Origin of the sequence: Flavobacterium sp. CAN_S2, assembly GCF_015752255.1 — a bacterium.
In the GTDB taxonomy this organism is placed as follows: Bacteria; Bacteroidota; Bacteroidia; order Flavobacteriales; family Flavobacteriaceae; genus Flavobacterium.
Window position 1 is genome coordinate 443,075 of record NZ_JADOVA010000003.1, and the last position, 20,620, is coordinate 463,694.

The 20,620-nt window shown below is 35.6% G+C and carries 10 protein-coding genes and 1 rRNA gene; 6 read left to right on the forward strand and 5 right to left on the reverse strand.

Features of this window, described 5'->3' with window-relative positions:
• Window positions 1–155 precede the first annotated feature (155 nt).
• The 5 genes from porU to IWX80_RS11820 all read left to right on the forward strand — a co-directional run bounded on the left by porU (window position 156) and on the right by IWX80_RS11820 (window position 8,572).
• Window positions 156–3,992 (forward strand): type IX secretion system sortase PorU, encoded by a 3,837-nt coding sequence (porU, locus tag IWX80_RS11800; protein ID WP_196853596.1) that lies wholly within the window; start codon window positions 156–158, stop codon window positions 3,990–3,992.
• Window positions 3,993–4,030: 38 nt separating this feature from the next.
• A complete protein-coding gene (gene porV, locus IWX80_RS11805; protein WP_196853597.1) occupies window positions 4,031–5,200 on the forward strand; it encodes a type IX secretion system outer membrane channel protein PorV in 1,170 nt (389 codons plus the stop codon).
• An 85-nt stretch (window positions 5,201–5,285) separates the two neighbouring features.
• Window positions 5,286–5,768 (forward strand): cytidine deaminase, encoded by a 483-nt coding sequence (cdd, locus tag IWX80_RS11810; protein ID WP_196853598.1) that lies wholly within the window; start codon window positions 5,286–5,288, stop codon window positions 5,766–5,768.
• 142 nt (window positions 5,769–5,910) lie between these two features.
• Window positions 5,911–6,909, forward strand: a complete 999-nt coding sequence (gene pdhA / locus IWX80_RS11815) for a pyruvate dehydrogenase (acetyl-transferring) E1 component subunit alpha (protein ID WP_113637949.1) — start codon at window positions 5,911–5,913, stop codon at window positions 6,907–6,909.
• 7 nt (window positions 6,910–6,916) lie between these two features.
• Window positions 6,917–8,572, forward strand: coding sequence for a pyruvate dehydrogenase complex dihydrolipoamide acetyltransferase (locus tag IWX80_RS11820; RefSeq protein ID WP_196853599.1), 1,656 nt, complete (start codon window positions 6,917–6,919; stop codon window positions 8,570–8,572).
• 56 nt (window positions 8,573–8,628) lie between these two features.
• On the opposite strand, the gene IWX80_RS11825 is transcribed toward IWX80_RS11820, so the two are convergent.
• A complete protein-coding gene (locus tag IWX80_RS11825) occupies window positions 8,629–9,870 on the reverse strand; it encodes a glycosyltransferase (protein WP_196853600.1) in 1,242 nt (413 codons plus the stop codon).
• A gap of 111 nt (window positions 9,871–9,981) precedes the next feature.
• Between IWX80_RS11825 and IWX80_RS11830 the strand changes: the two genes are divergently transcribed.
• Window positions 9,982–10,563, forward strand: a complete 582-nt coding sequence (locus IWX80_RS11830) for a tRNA-(ms[2]io[6]A)-hydroxylase (RefSeq protein ID WP_099713544.1) — start codon at window positions 9,982–9,984, stop codon at window positions 10,561–10,563.
• Between the two features lie 75 nt (window positions 10,564–10,638).
• Here IWX80_RS11830 and IWX80_RS11835 read toward each other — a convergent pair whose 3' ends face one another.
• From IWX80_RS11835 to rrf, 4 genes are all read right to left on the reverse strand, one after another.
• A complete protein-coding gene (locus IWX80_RS11835; RefSeq protein WP_196853601.1) occupies window positions 10,639–12,501 on the reverse strand; it encodes an OmpA family protein in 1,863 nt (620 codons plus the stop codon).
• A gap of 19 nt (window positions 12,502–12,520) precedes the next feature.
• The gene (locus IWX80_RS11840; protein ID WP_196853602.1) at window positions 12,521–13,438 is read right to left on the reverse strand and encodes a PorP/SprF family type IX secretion system membrane protein; all 918 of its coding nucleotides are present in this window, start codon (window positions 13,436–13,438) and stop codon (window positions 12,521–12,523) included.
• A gap of 62 nt (window positions 13,439–13,500) precedes the next feature.
• Entirely contained in the window at window positions 13,501–19,800 is a 6,300-nt protein-coding gene (locus IWX80_RS11845; RefSeq protein ID WP_196853603.1) for a gliding motility-associated C-terminal domain-containing protein, read from the reverse strand.
• 730 nt (window positions 19,801–20,530) lie between these two features.
• Window positions 20,531–20,620 (reverse strand): 5S ribosomal RNA (gene rrf, locus IWX80_RS11850); the annotation flags it as partial.

Here is a 20,620-nt window from a genome sequence, read left to right on the forward strand (position 1 = left end):
CAGCATCTAACTTTTTTAATAAATTCACAAATCTAACTTTAACATTAAATTATCTAATATAACGCAAATTTATAATATTTATTATTTAGTATTACACGAAATGATTTATTTTTACTGATTAATAATAACTCACTATTAATCACGTTAAAAAAACAATGAGAAAAATATTTTTGGCTTTTTTAGCCCTAATTCCGTTTGTTTCTTTTGCTCAAATTAAAGGTGATGTCGCCATCGAATGGTTAGAAAAAAAAGAAATGTCTTATGGTGATTTTAAAGTTATTATTCCTCAGTTTACAGGAAATAGCTTTCATTACGACGCTTCCAGCAAAACACTCCTTTTTACTTTAAAAACAAAAGAGACCGTAAATTTTGACGAAGGAAAGATTCAAATTACAAATGTTATTTACGAGCCAATTACACTTTCTCAGCTTGGCGATTTATCTACAGAAAACATACCAAATGCAACCAATGCAACGATTACAATTTCTAATTCAAGAGGCATCAAAGAGCCATTTATTACACTTTCACCTATAATTAAGGATGATTTTGGATTCAAACGAATCAAGTCCTTTTCGTATGAAGTGGAAAACAACAACAATACCTCCAGAATCCTGCAAACTGGCAAAACTGTAAATTCCATTTCAAATTCTGTCTTGGCAACTGGTAATTGGTTTCAATTTTATATAGAAAAATCGGGGGTTTATAAAATATCTAAAAGTTTTCTGCAACAACTGGGACTTGACGTTAATGCTTTAGACCCAAGAAAAATAAAGATTTACGGAAATGGCGGCCGAATGCTACCATTATCAAATAACATTTATTATCCGAATGACTTAATCGAAAATGCTATTCAAATTAGCGGTGAAAGTGACGGAGTTTTTAACAATGAAGATTATATCCTTTTTTATGGCGAAGGAGTTGACACTTGGAATCAAGAAAGCAGAACGCACTTAAATTTGTATGACAAAAAATCCTATTACTATATTACTGTACAAGGCGCTGATGGAAAAAGAATTGCTCCTTTAGCACAGCCTGCAGGAAACAGCACTTTGACTTTAACATCATTTGACGATTATCAATTTCATGAACAGGATCTTGTCAATATTGCCCGTCTAGGCCGCCAGTGGTTTGGCGAATCATTTGATGTTAAGGATGAGCAGGAATTTGATTTTGTTTTTCCAAATCTCGACAGTTCAGTTCCTGTGAAAATCATGCTGACAGCAGCCTCAGCCGCTTTTACTTCAACCTCTTTCAATGTAACAGCAAACGGAGGTGCGGCAGGAACCATTTCATTCCCTGCATTAAGTAGCAATTCAGGAACCGAGTTTATCGTTGGTTTTTTGCCAAACAACACTGCTTTCAACGGAACAGAAAACATCAAAATAAAATTAAAATACAACAATAATGGCGTTCCGGGTTCCAAAGGTTTTCTAGATAATATTAGGCTTACCGCCAAAAGAAAACTTCTAGGCTACGGAAAGCAATTTCACTTTCAATACGATCAATCCGTTTCAAATCTTGGAGTTGTAAATTACGAAATTTCAAACGCGACTGGGATTTCTCAAATTTGGGACGTTACCGACACTCATACTATCAGCAAAATCGAAAATTCGAATCAGAGTTCCCTAAGTTTCAAAGCAAATTTGGGTGAACTGAGAAAATATATCGCAATTGATGCAGCTGATTATTATACACCATTAAAAGACAACAAGTCAAAAATTGCGAATCAAAACTTAAAAGGCTCACTTTTTAAAAACAGCCAAGGTCAGTTTCAAGATATTGATTATGTAATTATTTCACCCTCGTTTCTAGTTTCACAAGCGGAAAAACTAGCCCGTTTTCATCGTACATATTCTAATTTAAATGTAAAAGTTATTCCATTAGAATTGATTTATCAAGAATTTTCTTCTGGAAAACAGGATGTTGCCGCCATAAGAAACTGCATTAAATACATTTATGAAAATGCTTCGTCTCCGGATAAAAGACTGAAATTTATCAATCTTTTTGGAGATGCTTCTTACGATTTCAAAAACCGAATCATAAATAATACGAATGTTGTTCCTATTTACCATTCTTTAAACAGCAACACAACTGGAGAATCCTCTTTTGCATCCGATGATTTTTTTGGATTAATGGACCCATCGGAAGGAAATGTTACTTCTTTTTTTGGCGGAATCGATATTGCAGTAGGAAGAATGCTTGTCAATGACACTAAACAGGCTGAAGAAATGGTCAATAAAGTTATTGAATACCATGATCTAAAATCCTACGGCAGCTGGAGAAATAACTTTGTGCTTGTATCTGATGATTCTGATATACCTGCGGATGCCAGTTTGCAAAACAGACAAAATAGTCTTGCAAATACCATTTCTTTACAGAAACCTTTCTTGAATGTGAATAAAATTTTATTAGACTCTTATGCTCAAGAAGCCTCTGCGGGAGGTTCGAGATATCCAAAAGCGAGAACGGATTTTTTTAATGCTTTCGAAAAAGGGGCTTTAGTATTTAATTATTTGGGACATGGTGGTGAAGACGGTTTATCAGCTGAACGAATTTGGGAAAAATCAGATGGACAAAACTTGAGTAATCAATTCAAATATCCTTTATTTATAACTATTACATGCGAATTCTCTAGATTCGACAATCCGTTTAGGCCAACCGCAGGGGAATATACTTATTGGAATCCAAAAGGCGGAGCAATTGCCATGATCACCACAATACGTTCTATTGGTCAGTTTAGCGCAGAAAATTTCAACGATGCTTTGACAAAAAATTTACTTTCATACGGTTCAAACCAATACACATCAATCGCGGAAGCGCTGAGAATTTCAAAAAATAGCAATCCAAATTCAGCCACCAATGTTGTTTTTTACATTGGCGACCCAGCCATAATGCTGGCAGTAGCCAAGCCAAAAATCAGATTGACTAACGTAAATGATGTTCCCGTTACCCAAACCATGGACGACTTCAAATCATTGGCAAAAATGAAACTTACGGGAGAAGTGACAGATGAAAACAATAATCTATTGACAAATTACAACGGAGAAGTTTCTACCACTATTTTTGACAAAACAGTCTCAAGAGTTACTTATAATAATGACGGAAATAGTCCTCCTATTAATTTCAATGTTTTAGGAGAAACAATATTCAGGGGAAATGCATCCGTCACTAATGGTCAATTTGAATTTAGTTTTGTTGTGCCAAGAGACATCAGAGTTCCATTGGCAAACGGAAGAATAAGTTTTTATTCCAAAAAAAATGAACTATTACAAAACGAAACCGGATACGATTCCAATATAAAAATAGGCGGAATAAACGAAAACGCTACAGCAGACAATATTAGTCCAAGAGTTAAGTTATATATGAATGACGAGACTTTTGTTTCTGGAGGAACAACTAATGAATCTCCCTTTCTGGTCGCGCATCTTGAAGATGAAAATGGAATTAATACAGCGAGCGGAATAGGTCATGATATCGTTGCTGTTTTAGATGGAGATGTAAACAATCCGTTTGTTTTAAATGATTATTATCAAACCAATCTGGATGATTTTACTAGTGGAACATTGCGGTTTCCATTGCGTAATTTAGCTCCCGGATTACACACTATAACTTTCAAAGCATGGGATGTGTACAACAACCCAATTACAGCGGAAATACAATTTATAGTAGTCGGAGATGAAACAATAACATTGACACATGTGTTGAACTATCCTAATCCGTTCGTGAATTATACTGAGTTTTGGTTTACACACAACAGACCGTTCGAGCCGCTCGAAGTTCAGGTTCAAGTAATGACTATAACGGGAAAAATTGTTTGGACAAAAAATCAAATTATAACCACCGAAGGATTTTTATCTAAAGAAATAACTTGGGACGGTAAAGACGATTTTGGTGACCGAATAGGAAAAGGAGTGTATGTGTATAAACTCACTGTAAAATCAAGCTTAACCAATAAGAAATCTGAAAAGTTTGAAAAACTTGTAATCCTTTAATATTATACTATATTTGTTTAATAAATATTCGCATCAAAATGAGAAAAATAATACCACTTTTTATACTTTTATTTATTGTTACTGCTGCCAAAGCACAAGACAGAGTAATAAATCCAGGAGTTCCTTTTTTACTGGTCGCAGCTGATGCAAGAGCAGCAGGTATGGCGGATATTGGGGTAGCAACTTCTGCCGATGCTTTTTCTCAACAATGGAATCCGGCAAAATATGCTTTTGCAACTGATGCACAAGGATTTTCCATCAGCTACACGCCATACCTTACTGATTTAGTAAATGACATATCATTAGGACAAGTAACTTATTATCAAAAACTGAATGAGAAAAGCGCCTTTGCGGGAAGCCTGCGCTACTTTGGTTTAGGTGAAATTGAATTGCGCGAAACTGGCGATCCTAACGAAACACCCAGATTAGTTTCTCCAAATGAATTTGCCATTGACGGATCGTATTCGTTAAAATTGAGTGAAAAATTTTCGATGGCTGTTGCGGGACGTTTCATTAATTCTAATCTAAAAGTAGCTTCAGACAATAATGATGCTTCATCTGCAAGTACATTTGCGGTTGATGTGGCTGGTTTTTATCAATCTGAAGAATTAGCATATAATGAATTCAACGGAAGATGGAGAGCAGGATTCAATATTCAAAACTTAGGTCCAAAAATCAGTTATGATAATGATGATTTTAACAATAATTTCATCCCTGCCAATTTAAAAATAGGAACGGGTTTTGATTTTATTTTAGACGACTACAATAAGGTTGCTGTAAATGTTGAATTCAATAAATTATTGGTTCCAACTCCACAAGACCCAGATTTAAACGGCGACGGAAATGTAACCTCCGAAGAGCGCAATCAAAATAACGATAATTACCGTTCAATCGGATGGACGTCTGGTGTTTTTAAATCATTTGGAGATGCACCTGATGGTTTTGGTGAAGAAGTAAAAGAAGTTACGTATGCTGTAGGTGCCGAATATTTGTATCAAGATTCCTTTGCGATGCGATTGGGATATTTTCACGAAAGTCCTTTAAAAGGAGCACGTCAATTTTTCTCCCTTGGAGCAGGCTTCAAATATAATGTAGTCAAAGTAGATGTTTCTTATTTATTTTCAGCATCTAAAGTAAAAAACCCATTAGAAAACACCCTTCGTTTTTCACTGACATTCAATTTCGGTGAAAAATATGACGAATATTAAATTTAAATTAATTCATAAATAACAATCCAAATTTCAATCCCGATACTTCGGAGATGAAATTTGGATTTTTTTTCCCAAAAAAAGCATGAAAGAAATAACAATTACCACACAATTCAAAGTGTTCGAATCCATTCAGGAATTACCAAATGACATTCAGGATTTAATGACACAAGCCGTTGAAGTACGAAAAAATGCTTATGCTCCTTATTCCAAATTCAGAGTTGGAGTTGCAATTTTTTTAGACAATGGGAAAATTGTACTTGGTTCCAACCAAGAAAACGCAGCTTATCCGTCAGGGCTTTGTGCAGAACGTGTAGCAATTTTTTATGCCGGAGCAGTTTATCCAGAAGCTAAAATTTTAAAAATGGCAATTACTGCTGCATCGGATACGAACCAAACTACGGCTCCAATTCCGCCTTGTGGATCTTGCAGACAATCAATTGCAGAATATGAAATAAAACAAGAGACCCCAATAGAAATCTATTTTATGGGAGAAATTGGTGCAATTTACAAATCAGAATCCCTGAAAAACTTGCTCCCATTTATGTTCGATAAAAAATTCTTGTAAAAATTCCAAAAATTGCCTATTAAATTTTAGTTCTTACTTGGAATGTCTTATTTTTGCATTTCGCAAATTTGTGGGAGGAAACTATTTTGCGTTATAGTACAAATTGATAATACAATAACACTTTAGCAAAAGAAAAATTCAGATGAAAGAAGTTACAAAAGAAGTATATTTAAAGTGGTATGAAGATATGCTGCTTTGGAGAAAGTTTGAGGACAAACTTGCAGCATTATACATCCAACAAAAAGTTAGAGGATTTCTACATTTATACAATGGTCAAGAGGCAGTATTAGCTGGTGCATTGCACGCAATGGACTTGACAAAAGACAAAATGATTACTGCTTACAGAAATCACGTTCAGCCAATCGGTATGGGAGTTGACCCTAGACGCGTGATGGCAGAACTTTTAGGAAAAGTTACCGGAACTTCAAAAGGTATGGGTGGTTCTATGCACATCTTTTCAAAAGAGCACCGTTTTTATGGTGGTCACGGAATTGTAGGAGGACAAATTCCTGTAGGTGCAGGATTAGCTTTTGCAGACAAATATTTTGAAACAGGTGGTGTTACTATGACCTACTTTGGTGATGGAGCAGCACGTCAAGGATCTTTACACGAAGCGTTTAATATGGCTATGTTATGGAAACTACCAGTTGTATTTATTGTTGAAAACAATGGATATGCAATGGGAACTTCTGTAGAAAGAACAGCCAATCATACTGATATTTGGAAATTAGGTTTAGGATACGAAATGCCTTGCGGACCAGTTGACGGAATGAATCCTGTAAAAGTTGCTGAAGCAATGACTGAAGCAATTGACAGAGCACGTCGTGGAGACGGACCAACTTTCTTAGAAATGAAAACATACCGTTATAGAGGTCACTCTATGTCGGATGCACAATTATACCGTTCGAAAGAAGAAGTAGAAGAATACAAAAAAATTGATCCAATTACTCAAGTTTTAGATGTAATTAAAGATCAAAAATATGCTACAGAAGAAGAAATCGAAGCAATTGATCAAAGAGTAAAAGATTTAGTGGAAGAATGTGTAACATTTGCCGAAGAATCTGAATACCCTCCCATTCAACAGCTATACGATGTAGTATACGAACAAGAGAACTATCCATTTTTACCTCATAAACTATAAATCAATTATGGCAACAATAATTACAATGCCTCGTTTGAGCGATACGATGACGGAAGGAACGGTAGCGACTTGGCTAAAAAATGTAGGTGATAAAGTAAGTGAAGGTGATATCCTTGCAGAAATTGAAACTGACAAAGCAACAATGGAATTTGAGTCTTTCAACGAAGGAACACTTTTACACATAGGAATCCCTGCAGGTGAAACTGCACCGGTAGACTCTTTATTAGCAATTATAGGAAAAGAAGGCGAGGACATTTCGGCATTATTAGCAGGAAAACCAGCTGATGCAGCTCCAGTTAAAGAAGAAACAAAAGTTACTGAAGAAACAGCTTCTACTCCTGAAGCTACAAAATCCGCTGCACCTGCAGCAACTTCACTTCCAAAAGGAGTTGTAGTTATCACCATGCCTCGTTTAAGCGATACCATGACCGAAGGAACAGTAGCGACTTGGTTGAAAAAAGTAGGCGATGCGGTTGCTGAAGGTGACATTCTTGCTGAAATCGAAACTGATAAAGCTACGATGGAATTTGAATCTTTCAACGAAGGAACTCTATTATACGTAGGAATCGAAGAAGGAAATACTGCGCCAGTTGATAGCCTTTTAGCAATCATTGGACCTGCAGGAACTGATATCAGTGGAATCGCTGAAAACTATAAAACTGGCGGAGCACCACAAACGGCTCCAGCAGTAGCAGAAGAAAAAGAAGTTACTTCAACAGAAAAAGCTTCGGAACCAATAGTTCAAGAACCATCAACTGACGGTCAACGTATTTTAGCATCACCATTAGCAAAGAAAATTGCAAGTGATAAAGGAATTCAATTGACACAAGTGAAAGGTTCTGGCGAAAATGGACGTATTGTAAAAAGCGATATCGAAAACTTCACCCCACAAACTGTAGCTGCTCAGGCACCGACAACTGCAGCTGCACCAACAAAAACAGAAACTGTTGCTGCTGCAAAACCATTTGTTCCAGCAGGAGAAGTTTTCACAGAAGAAATCAAGAATTCGCAAATGCGAAAAATCATAGCGAAGCGTTTAGCAGAATCTTTATTCACAGCTCCACATTACAATTTAGTAATTGAGGTAGCAATGGATGAAGCTATGAAATCTAGAACTATCATCAACAGCGTTCCTGACACAAAAGTATCGTTTAACGATATGGTAATCAAAGCGTGCGCAATGGCTTTGAAAAAACATCCAAAAGTGAATTCACAATGGAGAGAAGATTCAATTCTTATCAATCACCATGTAAACATAGGAGTTGCTGTAGCTGTTGAAGACGGATTAGTAGTTCCAGTATTACGTTTTACAGACGCTATGAGTTTATCTCAAATTGGCGGAAGCGTAAGAGATCTTGCAGGAAGAGCTAAGAACAAAAAATTATTACCTACAGAAATGGAAGGAAGTACTTTTACAGTTTCTAATCTAGGAATGTTTGGTATTACAGAATTCAATTCTATTATTAACCAACCTAATTCTGCTATCCTATCCGTAGGAGCTATTGTAGAAAAACCGGTAGTGAAAAATGGTCAAATTGTAGTAGGAAACACAATGATGTTATCTTTAGCTTGCGACCACAGAACAATTGACGGTGCAACTGGAGCTCAATTTTTACAAACATTGAAACAATATATAGAAAACCCTGTTACTATGCTTGCGTAATAACTCGGATTTTAAAACACAAATCCCGTCTTGTTTCTAAAACTTGACGGGATTTTTTATTTATTCTTCTCTTCAATCCACCGCGACATATATTTCGTGCTTTTTAATGTATGGTGTTGCAAAATGGAACCCATAAAATTATTCAATCGATGCTGCGGTAAATTAGACCGTAAAAATTCTATTTTAACTCTAAAGTTTTCTTCGAACAAACCTTTAGAATAGCGTTGATTGATAATTCCAAATCCATTTTGTTGGGCATTAAGCCAAATAGTTCTGTCTTGATACAATTGTACTGCTCTATCAACAAAATCAGCTATACCATCCATAATAAAGCCATTCCAAGACAAATCACCATGCATGGATTCAGAACCAATGGAAGTCGTGACACTTGGCGTACCGCATTGCATCGCTTCTAATAACTTCCCTTTAATCCCTGCACCAAAACGCAAAGGAGCCAAAACTACTCGCGCTTCCTTAACTACTACTTTAGCATCTATAGCTCTTCCCATGATTAAAAACCCTTCTTTCTTGTTATGTAATTGCATTACTTTTTGTGAAGGATAGGCGCCATAAACATTCAAAACAGCTTCAGGTAGACTTTTTTTAATTAAAGGCCAAATTGTATCTTTTAAATATTGAACAGCATTCCAATTAGGCTCATGAAGAAAATTTCCGATAAAAATAAAATCTTTTCTTTCTTCAAAAGTCGGTAATTCCTGAATTTCGGTAGCGTCAATTGGCTTTAATAAAAAAGGCAAATAATATAATAAAGAATTATCTATTTTAAATGTAGATTCTAGTAATTCCATCTCAAATTCGGAAATCATCAAAGATAAATCACAACGCAAAATACTGGCAATTTCCCTTTTAGCTACCTCTTCAACAAATAAATCAGTTGTTATAAAAGAACGGTTTTCTTTGAATGCTTTCTGACGAGCCAAACGCAAACAATGCAAATCTTCGGTATCCAATAATCGTAACGCATCAGGACAATTTTCGGTAACGCGCCAACCAAATTGTTCTTCCATCATAAAACGATCAAACAAAACCAATGATGGATTTAATTCTTTTATAAAAAAATCAAAACTAGAATTATTCAGTTCGATTGATTTTTTATCCACTTGGTATTCTGGCAAATCAACCATAAAATCACTGTCTTGCGCTGGACTAGCAAACGTAATACTAAAACCTTGCGCTTTAAAAAGTGAAATCAGTTGCATCATCCTTCCTCCTGCTGCTGACGAATTGGGTTCTGGCCAAACAAAACCGATAATTAAAAGCTTTTGAACTTGATTCATATTATTATAAAATTTCATTTGCAAAATAATGCTATTTTGAGTTCAATACGGTCATTAGAACCAAAAATAGATTATAAAACACTAATTTTGTAGCAAATAAATTTCATCATCATGTTAGGATTAAAATTAGCCACAGACCCGCGTTGGGTAAATATAGTTGAATCAAATATAGAAGAAATATTGACGGATCATGCTTGGTGCGAGCAAAAAGCTGCTTCTAATGCGATAAGTTTAGTTACTTATAATTCGGAATTAGAAGAATTAGTAACCGAGATGCTGATTATTGCAAAAGAAGAACTAGACCATTTGCAATTGGTTCATAATTTAATCAAAAGTAAAGGATTGACTTTAGGCAGAGAAAGGAAAGACCATTATGTGAATGAACTTTTTAAGTTCATGAAAAAAGATGGCAGCCGAAAAGATGCACTTTGCGACCGATTGTTGTTTTCGGCAATGATTGAAGCCAGAAGCTGTGAACGGTTTAAAGTTTTATCAGAAAACATAAAAGATGTTGAATTAGCCACTTTCTATAGAGACCTCATGATTTCCGAAGCGGGACATTACACAACTTTCTTGGGTTTCGCCCGCAAATATGCTGACAATATAGATGTAGACAAACGTTGGAAGGAATGGATAGAATTTGAAACTTCAATTATCACAAACTATGGAAAACAAGAAACTATCCATGGTTAGATAAAAATATGATAGTAAACAAAAACAGGATGCTTTTCAGCATCCTGTTTTTGTTTACTCAAAATCCACAGTACATTATTTTACAATCATAAACTCAGATCGTCTGTTTAAGGCATATTCTAATTCGGTACACTTATCTTGACAATCAATTTTCGGTAGTGATTCACCGTATCCGGTTCCTAAAATCCTATCCGAATTGATACCTTTAGAAATAATATATGCAACAGTAGATTGCGCTCTTCTGTCGGATAAATCTAAATTATATTCATCCGTTCCTCTGGAATCAGTATGCGCTTTTACATGAATTTTGATTGCATCGTTTTGCGACATAACATAAACCAATTTATCAAGTTCTACTGCACCACGATCTGTAATATCGCTTTTATTAGAATAAAAATAAATAGGATTCAGTATAATTTCTGTTTCTGTAACAATAACATCAATAGGCTCTAATGCAGCTTCAATATATATTTTGCCTTGTGCACTTATTGCAGAAAATGATTTAGTTACAAAACCATCTTGAAAGACTTCTAATTTATACGGCTTTTTACATTCTACATTATAAATAACTTCACCACTGCTATTAGTCATTTGCGAGTCAATAATAGTATTGTTTGCATCTAAAACTACTACTTTAGAATTCGCTAAAAAAGCTGCAGTTTTAGCATTTTTGACAACAACTGAAATTTGCGCCTTACAAATTGGAGCCGCACTATAAATATGATCTTTACCGGAACGATTACTGGATACAAATCCTATATTTTTTTCTGTATTGAAAGTAAAAGCGAAATCATCTTTCTCCGTATTTACTGGTTTTCCAAGATTATTGGGTTCCAAATTTTTATTTAAATCAACAGAAAAAACGTCTAACCCTCCAAAACCTATCAGCCCATTTGAAGAAAAATACAAAATGGAATCATCCGTTACAAAAGGAAAATTCTCATCACCAATTGTGTTAATTTTATTTCCTAAATTTTCTGGTATTCCAAATGTTCCATCATTGTTCACCGTTACTTTCCAAATATCAGTTCCTCCTACAGAACCGGGCATATTAGAAGCAAAATAAAGAATCTTTCCGTCTTTATCTATCGATGGATTACCCGTAGAATAACTTTTACTGTTGAAAGGCAAAGACATTATTTTACTCCATTTTCCGTTTTCTTTAACTGCTTTATAAAGATTAACTTGACCAAACTTCAGCTTATGTGTTTTATCTTTTTCAAATAATTTATCCTTGAAACTTTCACTTGAAAAGTAAATGACAGTTCCATCTTTAGTTATAGCAACTGGACCTTCATGAAATCTTGTATTTAATTCATCCACAGGAATTGGCTCTGAATAACTGCCATCAGCTTTATAAGTAGACTGATAAATATTTAAAAAAGGTTCGCCATTCCATCCATAAATTTTGCTACTTTCATTTCTGGCACTTGCAAAATAAAGAACATCATCATAAAGAACAGCCCCAAAATCTGATCTATCAGAATTCACGGAAAGGTTATTTACTTCAAATCGATTTTCTATAGCATTTAAATCTGAAAGGTAATTTGGATTTTTATTAAACGTAATTGCCCGCTGATCATCAGGCGCAACCTTAGAAAATGCTTTCATTTGGGCATTTGATTCCGCATATTTACCGTTAGATTTAAGCATTTGAGCATATCTATAATAGGTTTCCGCATCTTGCGGCGATTGTATTGCTTTAGCATACCACTTTTCAGATTCTATAGTGTTTTGCATATAAAAATAAATATCTCCGAGCTGTTTGCTCAAATAGGCATCGGAATTCCCTTTTTCGACTAATTCGATATATTCTTTGGCCGCTTCAACATAATCGTAGCTTTCAAATAATTTATCAGCATTCTTAGTCTCTTTATTTTGTGCGCAAAGTGAAAAACTCGCTAACACAAAAAACAATAATATTGTATTTTTTTTCATTACGTTGAGTAATTAAATTTTAGAAAAATCTAGGGGAACGGGACACTTTTTTCGATTCAAATAAATCATATAACAATATGAATTCATGTGACGAAGGTGCAGTAACTTTTAAATCCGAAACGATATGATCATAAGCGTATCCGATTCTTAATTCTGGAGTCACTGCAAAATTAATCATTCCGCCAAAACTGTCTTGCAATCTGTACGTTGCCCCAATCTCGAACTTTTCCTGATATAAAAAATTAGCTGATAAATCTAAGGAAGGAGTAACATTAAACGCCGACTTCAACATTAAAGAAGGTTTGAATTTAAGCTCATAATTTACATCGAAAACATAACCTGCCGTTAAAAAATAATGCGATACATCTGAGCCATACTCACGTCCGTTATAATCTAAATGCACTGCTTTTAACATATTAGGAAGTGATAGCGCTACATAATATTTATCAGTATAATAGAACAAACCTGTCCCTAAATTCAGTGAAGTGTCATTAATATCTTCTCCAAAGATACCTTCTGTTGGGTCAGGCAAGCTCGATTGAATATCCCTAAGTCCCACTTTATGAAAAGAAACTCCCGCTTTTAGACCAAATGCCAATCGCTGCGTATCCCCTAATTTCAATGTATATGAAAAATCTCCAAAAACATTTTGCTCAGTTACCGGTCCTATTTTATCTGAAATAAAAGAGATACCAATTCCAACATTTTTACCCGCTGGAGCATGGCCCGAAAAAGTAAATGAAGCTGGAGAATCTTCAATATTAACCCATTGTTTTCTATATAAAAGTCCTAGAGAGAGGTTCTCTTTTGAACCTGCATAGGCTGGATTAATAACATTCATATTATACATATATTGAGTATAATGTGGATCTTGTTGTGCTTTTACATCTATACAAGTGAAGAGTGTTAAAAGCGACATCAATAGTATTTTGTTCATATCTATATATTTTTCAGTTTATGAGTCGACTTAAAATTGCTGTGGACTAATAAATACATTAATTACTGTTTTTCTCTAATCAAATAAATCCAACCTGTTTTTGGCTCACCACTATTGAATTCAATCACATAATAATAAGTTGCACTTGGAAGATCATCTCCCTTGTTTGACTGACCTTTCCATTGGTCTGAATAATCTTCTTGACTATAAACCTTAATACCGTATCTGTTAAATATTTCCAGTTTTTTGACGTCCATCAATCTCAAATCGAAATAATCATTTGAACCGTTTCCATCTGGAGAAATTCCTTTTTGAATATTACAATAAGCAGATTCAACTGTCACATTCGCAGATGTTTCACAACCTGTAGCTGTGGAAGTCACTGTAAGCGAATAGACTGCAGGAAAAACTATTTGTCCAGTAGGAGCTGAAGCGATGACATCAGTAACATTTAAAACATTTGAATTTGTTCCAACAAGATTTCCATCTTTATCTTTCCATTGATAAGAAACCTCATTTGAATCGTATGAACCTGAAAGAGGATTTGCTTTTAAAATATATTCTTTATTTTCACACTCACCTGTAGTTTCAAATTGTATTTGTGGAGGAACAGCATTTATAGTTATTTCAGAACCTAGAGTGATACACGCAGTACTAGCAGTAAATCGTACACTCATGGTGTATTTACCAGGAGCCAAATTATTAAAAACAGAACTGTTTTGATAACCACTGCCTATACTGTATTGAACATCTGCTTGTGTACTAATTGTAATACTTCCGGAAGGTGCCAAGCAAGTTGGTTGTGTAACTTGTACCAAAGTTGGAGTTGACGGCAATAACGGAAGTGGATTAACAGTTACACGCGCCAGACTTACAACGGAACATGTATTGTCAGCAATATTTCTAACATACAATAGGTAATTATTTGGTGCTAATCCTGAAAATGTATTTGAGGTTTGATAGGTTGAACCATTCAAACTATACTCAACTCCAGATTGAGCAACTATGGTAATAGTACCTGAAGGAATCGCACAAGTTGGCTGAATCACAGTTGTCGAGGTTGGTACGACAGGAGGAAGTGGAATAGCATTAATAGTAATTACTGATACCGATTGAGCTGCACAAGTATTATCCACTGTATTTCTTACATACAATGTGTAATTATTTGGAACCAATCCTGAAAAAGTATTCGAAGATTGGTACGTTACGCCGTTCAAACTGTACTCTACGCCAAGTTGTGTTGTTATTGCAATACTTCCTGATGGAATCGCACAAGTGGGTTGAATTACACTAGCAGAAGTTGGTAAAACAACTACTTGTATTGCATTAATTGTGATTACAGATGATGAAGATGTAACACAAGTATTATCCGCTGTGTTTCTCACATACAAAGTATAATTATTTGGAGCTAATCCTGAAAAAGTATTCGAAGATTGATACGTTGTGCCATTCAAACTGTATTCTACTCCCGATTGGGTTGTGATGGAAATACTTCCCGATGGAGTCGCACAAGTTGGTTGCACCACGCTAGCCGTTGTCGGAACAATCGGAGGAAGTGGAACCGCATTAATTGTGATGACTGCTGATGAAGGTGTAACACACGTATTATCTGCTGTGTTTCTTACATACAAAGTATAATTATTTGGAGCCAATCCTGAAAAAGTATTCGAAGATTGATACGTTGTACCATCCAAACTGTATTCTACTCCCGATTGTGTCGTGATGGAAATACTTCCTGATGGAGTCGCGCAAGTTGGTTGCACCACGCTCGCCGTTGTCGGAACAATTGGAGGAAGTGGAACCGCATTAATCGTAATTACTGATGATGAAGGCGTAACACACGTATTATCCGCTGTGTTTCTTACATACAAAGTATAATTATTTGGAGTCAATCCTGAAAAAGTATTCGAAGATTGATACGTTGTGCCATTCAAACTGTATTCTACTCCCGATTGTGTTGTGATGGAAATACTTCCTGATGGAGTCGCGCAAGTTGGTTGCACTACACTAGCCGTTGTAGGAACGATTGGAGGAAGTGGAACCGCATTAATCGTAATTACTGATGACGAAGGCATAACACAAGTATTATCTGCTGTGTTTCTTACATACAAAGTATAATTATTTGGAGCCAATCCTGAAAAAGTATTTGAAGATTGATACGTTGTGCCATCCAAACTGTATTCTACTCCCGATTGGGTTATGATGGAAATACTTCCCGATGGAGTCGAACAAGTTGGTTGCACCACGCTAGCCGTTGTCGGAACTACCGGAGGAAGTGGAACCGCATTAATCGTAATTACTGAAGATGAAGGCGTAACACACGTATTATCCGCTGTGTTTCTTACATACAAAGTATAATTATTTGGAGCCAATCCTGAAAAAGTATTTGAAGATTGATACGTTGTACCATCCAAACTGTATTCTACTCCTGTTTGTGTCGTGATGGAAATGCTTCCCGATGGTATTGCACAAGTTGGTTGCACTACGCTTGCCGTTGTTGGAATAACTGGAGGAAGCGGAACCGCATTAATCGTAATTACTGATGATGAAGGCGTAACACACGTATTATCCGCTGTGTTTCTTACATACAACGTATAATTATTTGGAGCCAATCCTGAAAAAGTATTCGAAGATTGATATGTTGTGCCATCCAAACTGTATTCTACTCCCGATTGTGTCGCGATGGAAATACTTCCTGATGGAGTCGCACAAGTTGGTTGCACCACGCTAGCTGTTGTCGGAACTACCGGAGGAAGTGGAACCGCATTAATCGTAATTACTGAAGATGAAGGCGTAACACAAGTATTATCCGCTGTGTTTCTTACATACAAAGTATAATTATTTGAAGCCAATCCTGAAAAAGTATTCGAAGATTGATACGTTGTGCCATCTAAACTATATTCTACTCCCGATTGTATCGAAATGGAAATACTTCCTGATGGGATTGCACAAGTTGGTTGCACTACGCTAACCGTTGTAGGAACTACCGGAGGAAGTGGAACCGCATTAATCGTAATTACTGATGATGAAGGCGTAACACACGTATTATCCGCTGTGTTTCTTATATACAAAGTATAATTATTTGGAGTCAATCCTGAAAAAGTATTCGAAGATTGATACGTTATACCATCCAAACTGTATTCAACTCCCGATTGCGTCGTGATGGAAATACTTCCTGATGTAATTGCACAAGTTGGCTGCACCACGCTAGCCGTTGTCGGAACTACTGGAGGAAGCGGAACCGCATTAATCGTAATTACTGATGATGAAGGCGTAACACACGTATTATCTGCTGTGTTTCTTACATACAAAGTATAATTATTTGGAGCCAATCCTGAAAAAGTATTCGAAGATTGATACGTTGTACCATCCAAACTGTATTCAACTCCCGATTGTGTTGTAATGGAAATACTTCCTGATGGAATTGCACAAGTTGGTTGTACTACACTCGCCGTTGTCGGAACAATTGGAGGAAGTGGAACCGCATTGATTGTGATGACTGCTGATGAAGGTGTAAGACACGTATTATCCGATGTGTTTCTTACATACAAAGTATAATTATTTGGTGTCAATCCTGAAAAAGTATTCGAAGATTGATACGTTGTACCATCCAAACTGTATTCTACTCCCGATTGTGTCGTGATGGAAATACTTCCTGATGGAGTCGCGCAAGTTGGTTGCACTACGCTAGCCGTTGTGGGAACAATTGGAGGAAGTGGAACCGCATTAATCGTAATTACTGATGATGAAGGTGTAGCACACGTATTATCTGCTGTGTTTCTTACATACAAAGTATAATTATTTGGAGCCAATCCTGAAAAAGTATTCGAAGATTGATACGTTGTGCCATCCAAACTGTATTCTACTCCCGATTGCGTCGCTATGGAAATACTTCCTGATGGAATTGCACAAGTTGGTTGCACCACGTTCGCCGTTGTCGGAACAATTGGAGGAAGTGGAACCGCATTAATCGTAATTACTGATGATGAAGGAGAAACACAAGTATTATCCGCTGTGTTTCTTACATACAAAGTATAATTATTTGGAGCCAATCCTGAAAAAGTATTCGAAGATTGATATGTTGTGCCATCCAAACTGTATTCTACTCCCGATTGTGTCGTGATGGAAATACTTCCTGATGGGATTGCACAAGTTGGTTGCACTACGCTAGCCGTTGTCGGAACAATTGGAGGAAGTGGAACCGCATTAATCGTAATTACTGATGATGAAGGCGTAACACACGTATTATCCGCTGTGTTTCTTACATACAAAGTATAATTATTTGGAGTTAATCCTGAAAAAGTATTCGAAGATTGATACGTTGTACCATCCAAACTGTATTCAACTCCCGATTGTGTTGTGATGGAAATAATTCCTGATGGAGTCGCGCAAGTTGGTTGCACTACATTAGCCGTTGTCGGAACAATTGGAGGAAGTGGAACCGCATTAATCGTAACAGCAGCTGATGGAACCGAAGGGCAATTATTTAAACCCGTTACAGTAAACGTATAGGTTGTCGATGCAGTTAAATTACTGAATTCATAACTACTTCCCGATCCTGTAACAGGACTACCTATGGATGGAGTGATTGTCCAATTTCCAACCGGAGGCAAGTCATTTAATACAACACTACCTGAATTATCTGCACAAGTTGGCTGCGTAATAGAATCAATACTAGGAGGAAGAGTTATATTATATTCTACGTTAATATCATTTGACGATGGTGTACATTGTCCATTTGAAATTGTCCAAGTAAACACATAAATCCCTTCCACAGTAACCGTTGCTGTAGAAGATCCACTTGTAGCATCACTAAAAACAACTTCGCCGGGCCCAGATTTTTTAGACCAAAAACCCGTACCAACTGAAGGTGTATTACCTCCTAGAGGATCACTGGTCAAAACACATTTAGACTGATTTCCTCCAACTGTCGCTAAAGTTGGATTCTCGACATAACTCATAGTAATATTCGCCTCTGCATAACAAGGTGTTAATGCAGATGAAGCAACTACAACTGGATTTGAATCCTTAACATTAAAATCAACAGCGCCATTTCCGTAGTCCAAATTACTAGTTCTCTCTGGACTCAAAAAAGAATTAGTAATTGAATAATTCGTTTCATCTTGGTCAGCGATAGTCATCGCAAAAAATTTGATATCGCCAGTGGTATAACCGATAAGTGATTTTAAAATTTCGACTTCAAAACCTAAACTATAATCATTAATTCCAGTGTTATTTTTATTTACTCCCATAACAGAGGACGGGCTTCCGGTAGCAACAATTCCTATATTGGTTTTAATTGATATTCCTGTTTTTAATTCAATTATATCAGCACTATAATTACTTTCACCTAAATCAGTTCCAATAGCTAAGCAATAATCTGCTTGAAAATATGAGTCAAATGTACTTGGATTATTGTTAAAATAGTTAAATGCATTAACTAAAGGACTTGAACCCAATTCATCTCCATAATTTGAAATATTAAATCCTCCTGATTTTGTATCAAGAAACAACAAAATTCTTCTATTACTTAATGTTTTTCCAACGATACCAAATGTCAACTTATCTTCAGCCGGACTAATTTTCAAAGAAGTAACATATCCCGTAGCAGCATTAGCAGAAAGCGGTGCTGAAAGAAAATTATCTTCTAGCGCACCGGTTCCCCAAGCTTTTTCGGTAACAGTTCCATCAAAATTTACAGCATAACGTGTTCGCACTCTAACAACCTGACCATCTGTTAATGTATTTGTAACGAATATCTTATTAGTCGACATCCCTTGCTTAACAACGCCATCAACTGAAAATTCAAAAAGATCTCCCCCGCCAGAAGCAGTAAATGTAACTTGTGTTCCTAAACATAAAGGAGAAGATATATTATTAGCAGGTGATACAGTCAATGTAACAGCAGGAGGTACAACATAAACAGAAGCCACTACAGGAACACGAATACTAATATCGCTTCCTAGCCTGCTTTGTACATAATAAGTTCTTGTAGCACTAATATTCGGACTATAAATATTACCCGTATAAATAGGAATTGCAGAAGACTGAGAAGTAAACCACTCAATTGTTTCATTTCCATTCGCTCCAAAAGCAGATATATTAACTTGTACTGGGTTAATACCATCACCACATAAACTTCCTGCAGCAGTTACTGGAGCAGGTAAAACAGCTGTGATTTTTGAATTTCTTAAAAGTTTTGATTTCTTATTCTGTTTTTTAATAGTATCTAAAGAAATGGATTCTGGAATCAACTTAAAATTCAGATAATTTAATTCTTCGCTGTTCTTAATATTTTTTGAACTTAGAGAAAAACTAAATAATAAATGAAACAGTAAAAATAAAAGTAATTTTTTCTTCATAAACTGAAAATTGTTATTAAAATGTAGGTCTGTTAATTTTGGATTTAAAATTAAATATTTAAATCGATTTCCCTAATAAAATATTAATAAAAATTTAACAAAAGATAAAAGAAAAATAAATCAAGCGGTATATAAAAAAGAATGTTATCTAAAAATTTATGTTGAGAATATTAAATAGAAACTAAAAACAGAATTAAGAAGTTTCATAAAATTGATAACTGACAACAATATAAAGCAATTAGTAGCCTGAAGTCACTACTCATCATATAAAAAAAATAAAATGGCGGCAAATTCAATAAAACGAGCCAATTAATTGTTCTAATTGAATACTGATCTTCAAAAACATAAATCTAAAAAAGACTTACTTACCATCTTTAAAAAAATACCTCCAACATGCTATGCTAAAAATAATCCACTAATTTTGAAATATAGGGAATCTGGGGTTTAGAACATCAATATTAAATTATTTTGAGAAGGAAAATACAAATGCCTCGTCTGAATCTTTCAATGCTAAAGCAAAAACTTATAGATTGTAATTTAGAGTTATGAGGAAATATAGAATTCTTCCTTTTTAGGCTAACTAATATTTATGCCTAATTATTATTACAGCAAATGTTTTAAGATTGATCTAAAGGAAGAAAGAAAGACGACCAGCTGAAGCGTTTTCCGAACACTTCGGAGAGTTGTAAAACAAAAAATCCTCATCAAATTAATGATGAGGATTTTTAAAGAAAGGCGACGACATACTCTCCCACATAACTGCAGTACCATCTGCGCAGGCGGGCTTAACTACTCTGTTCGGGATGGGAAGAGGTGAGCC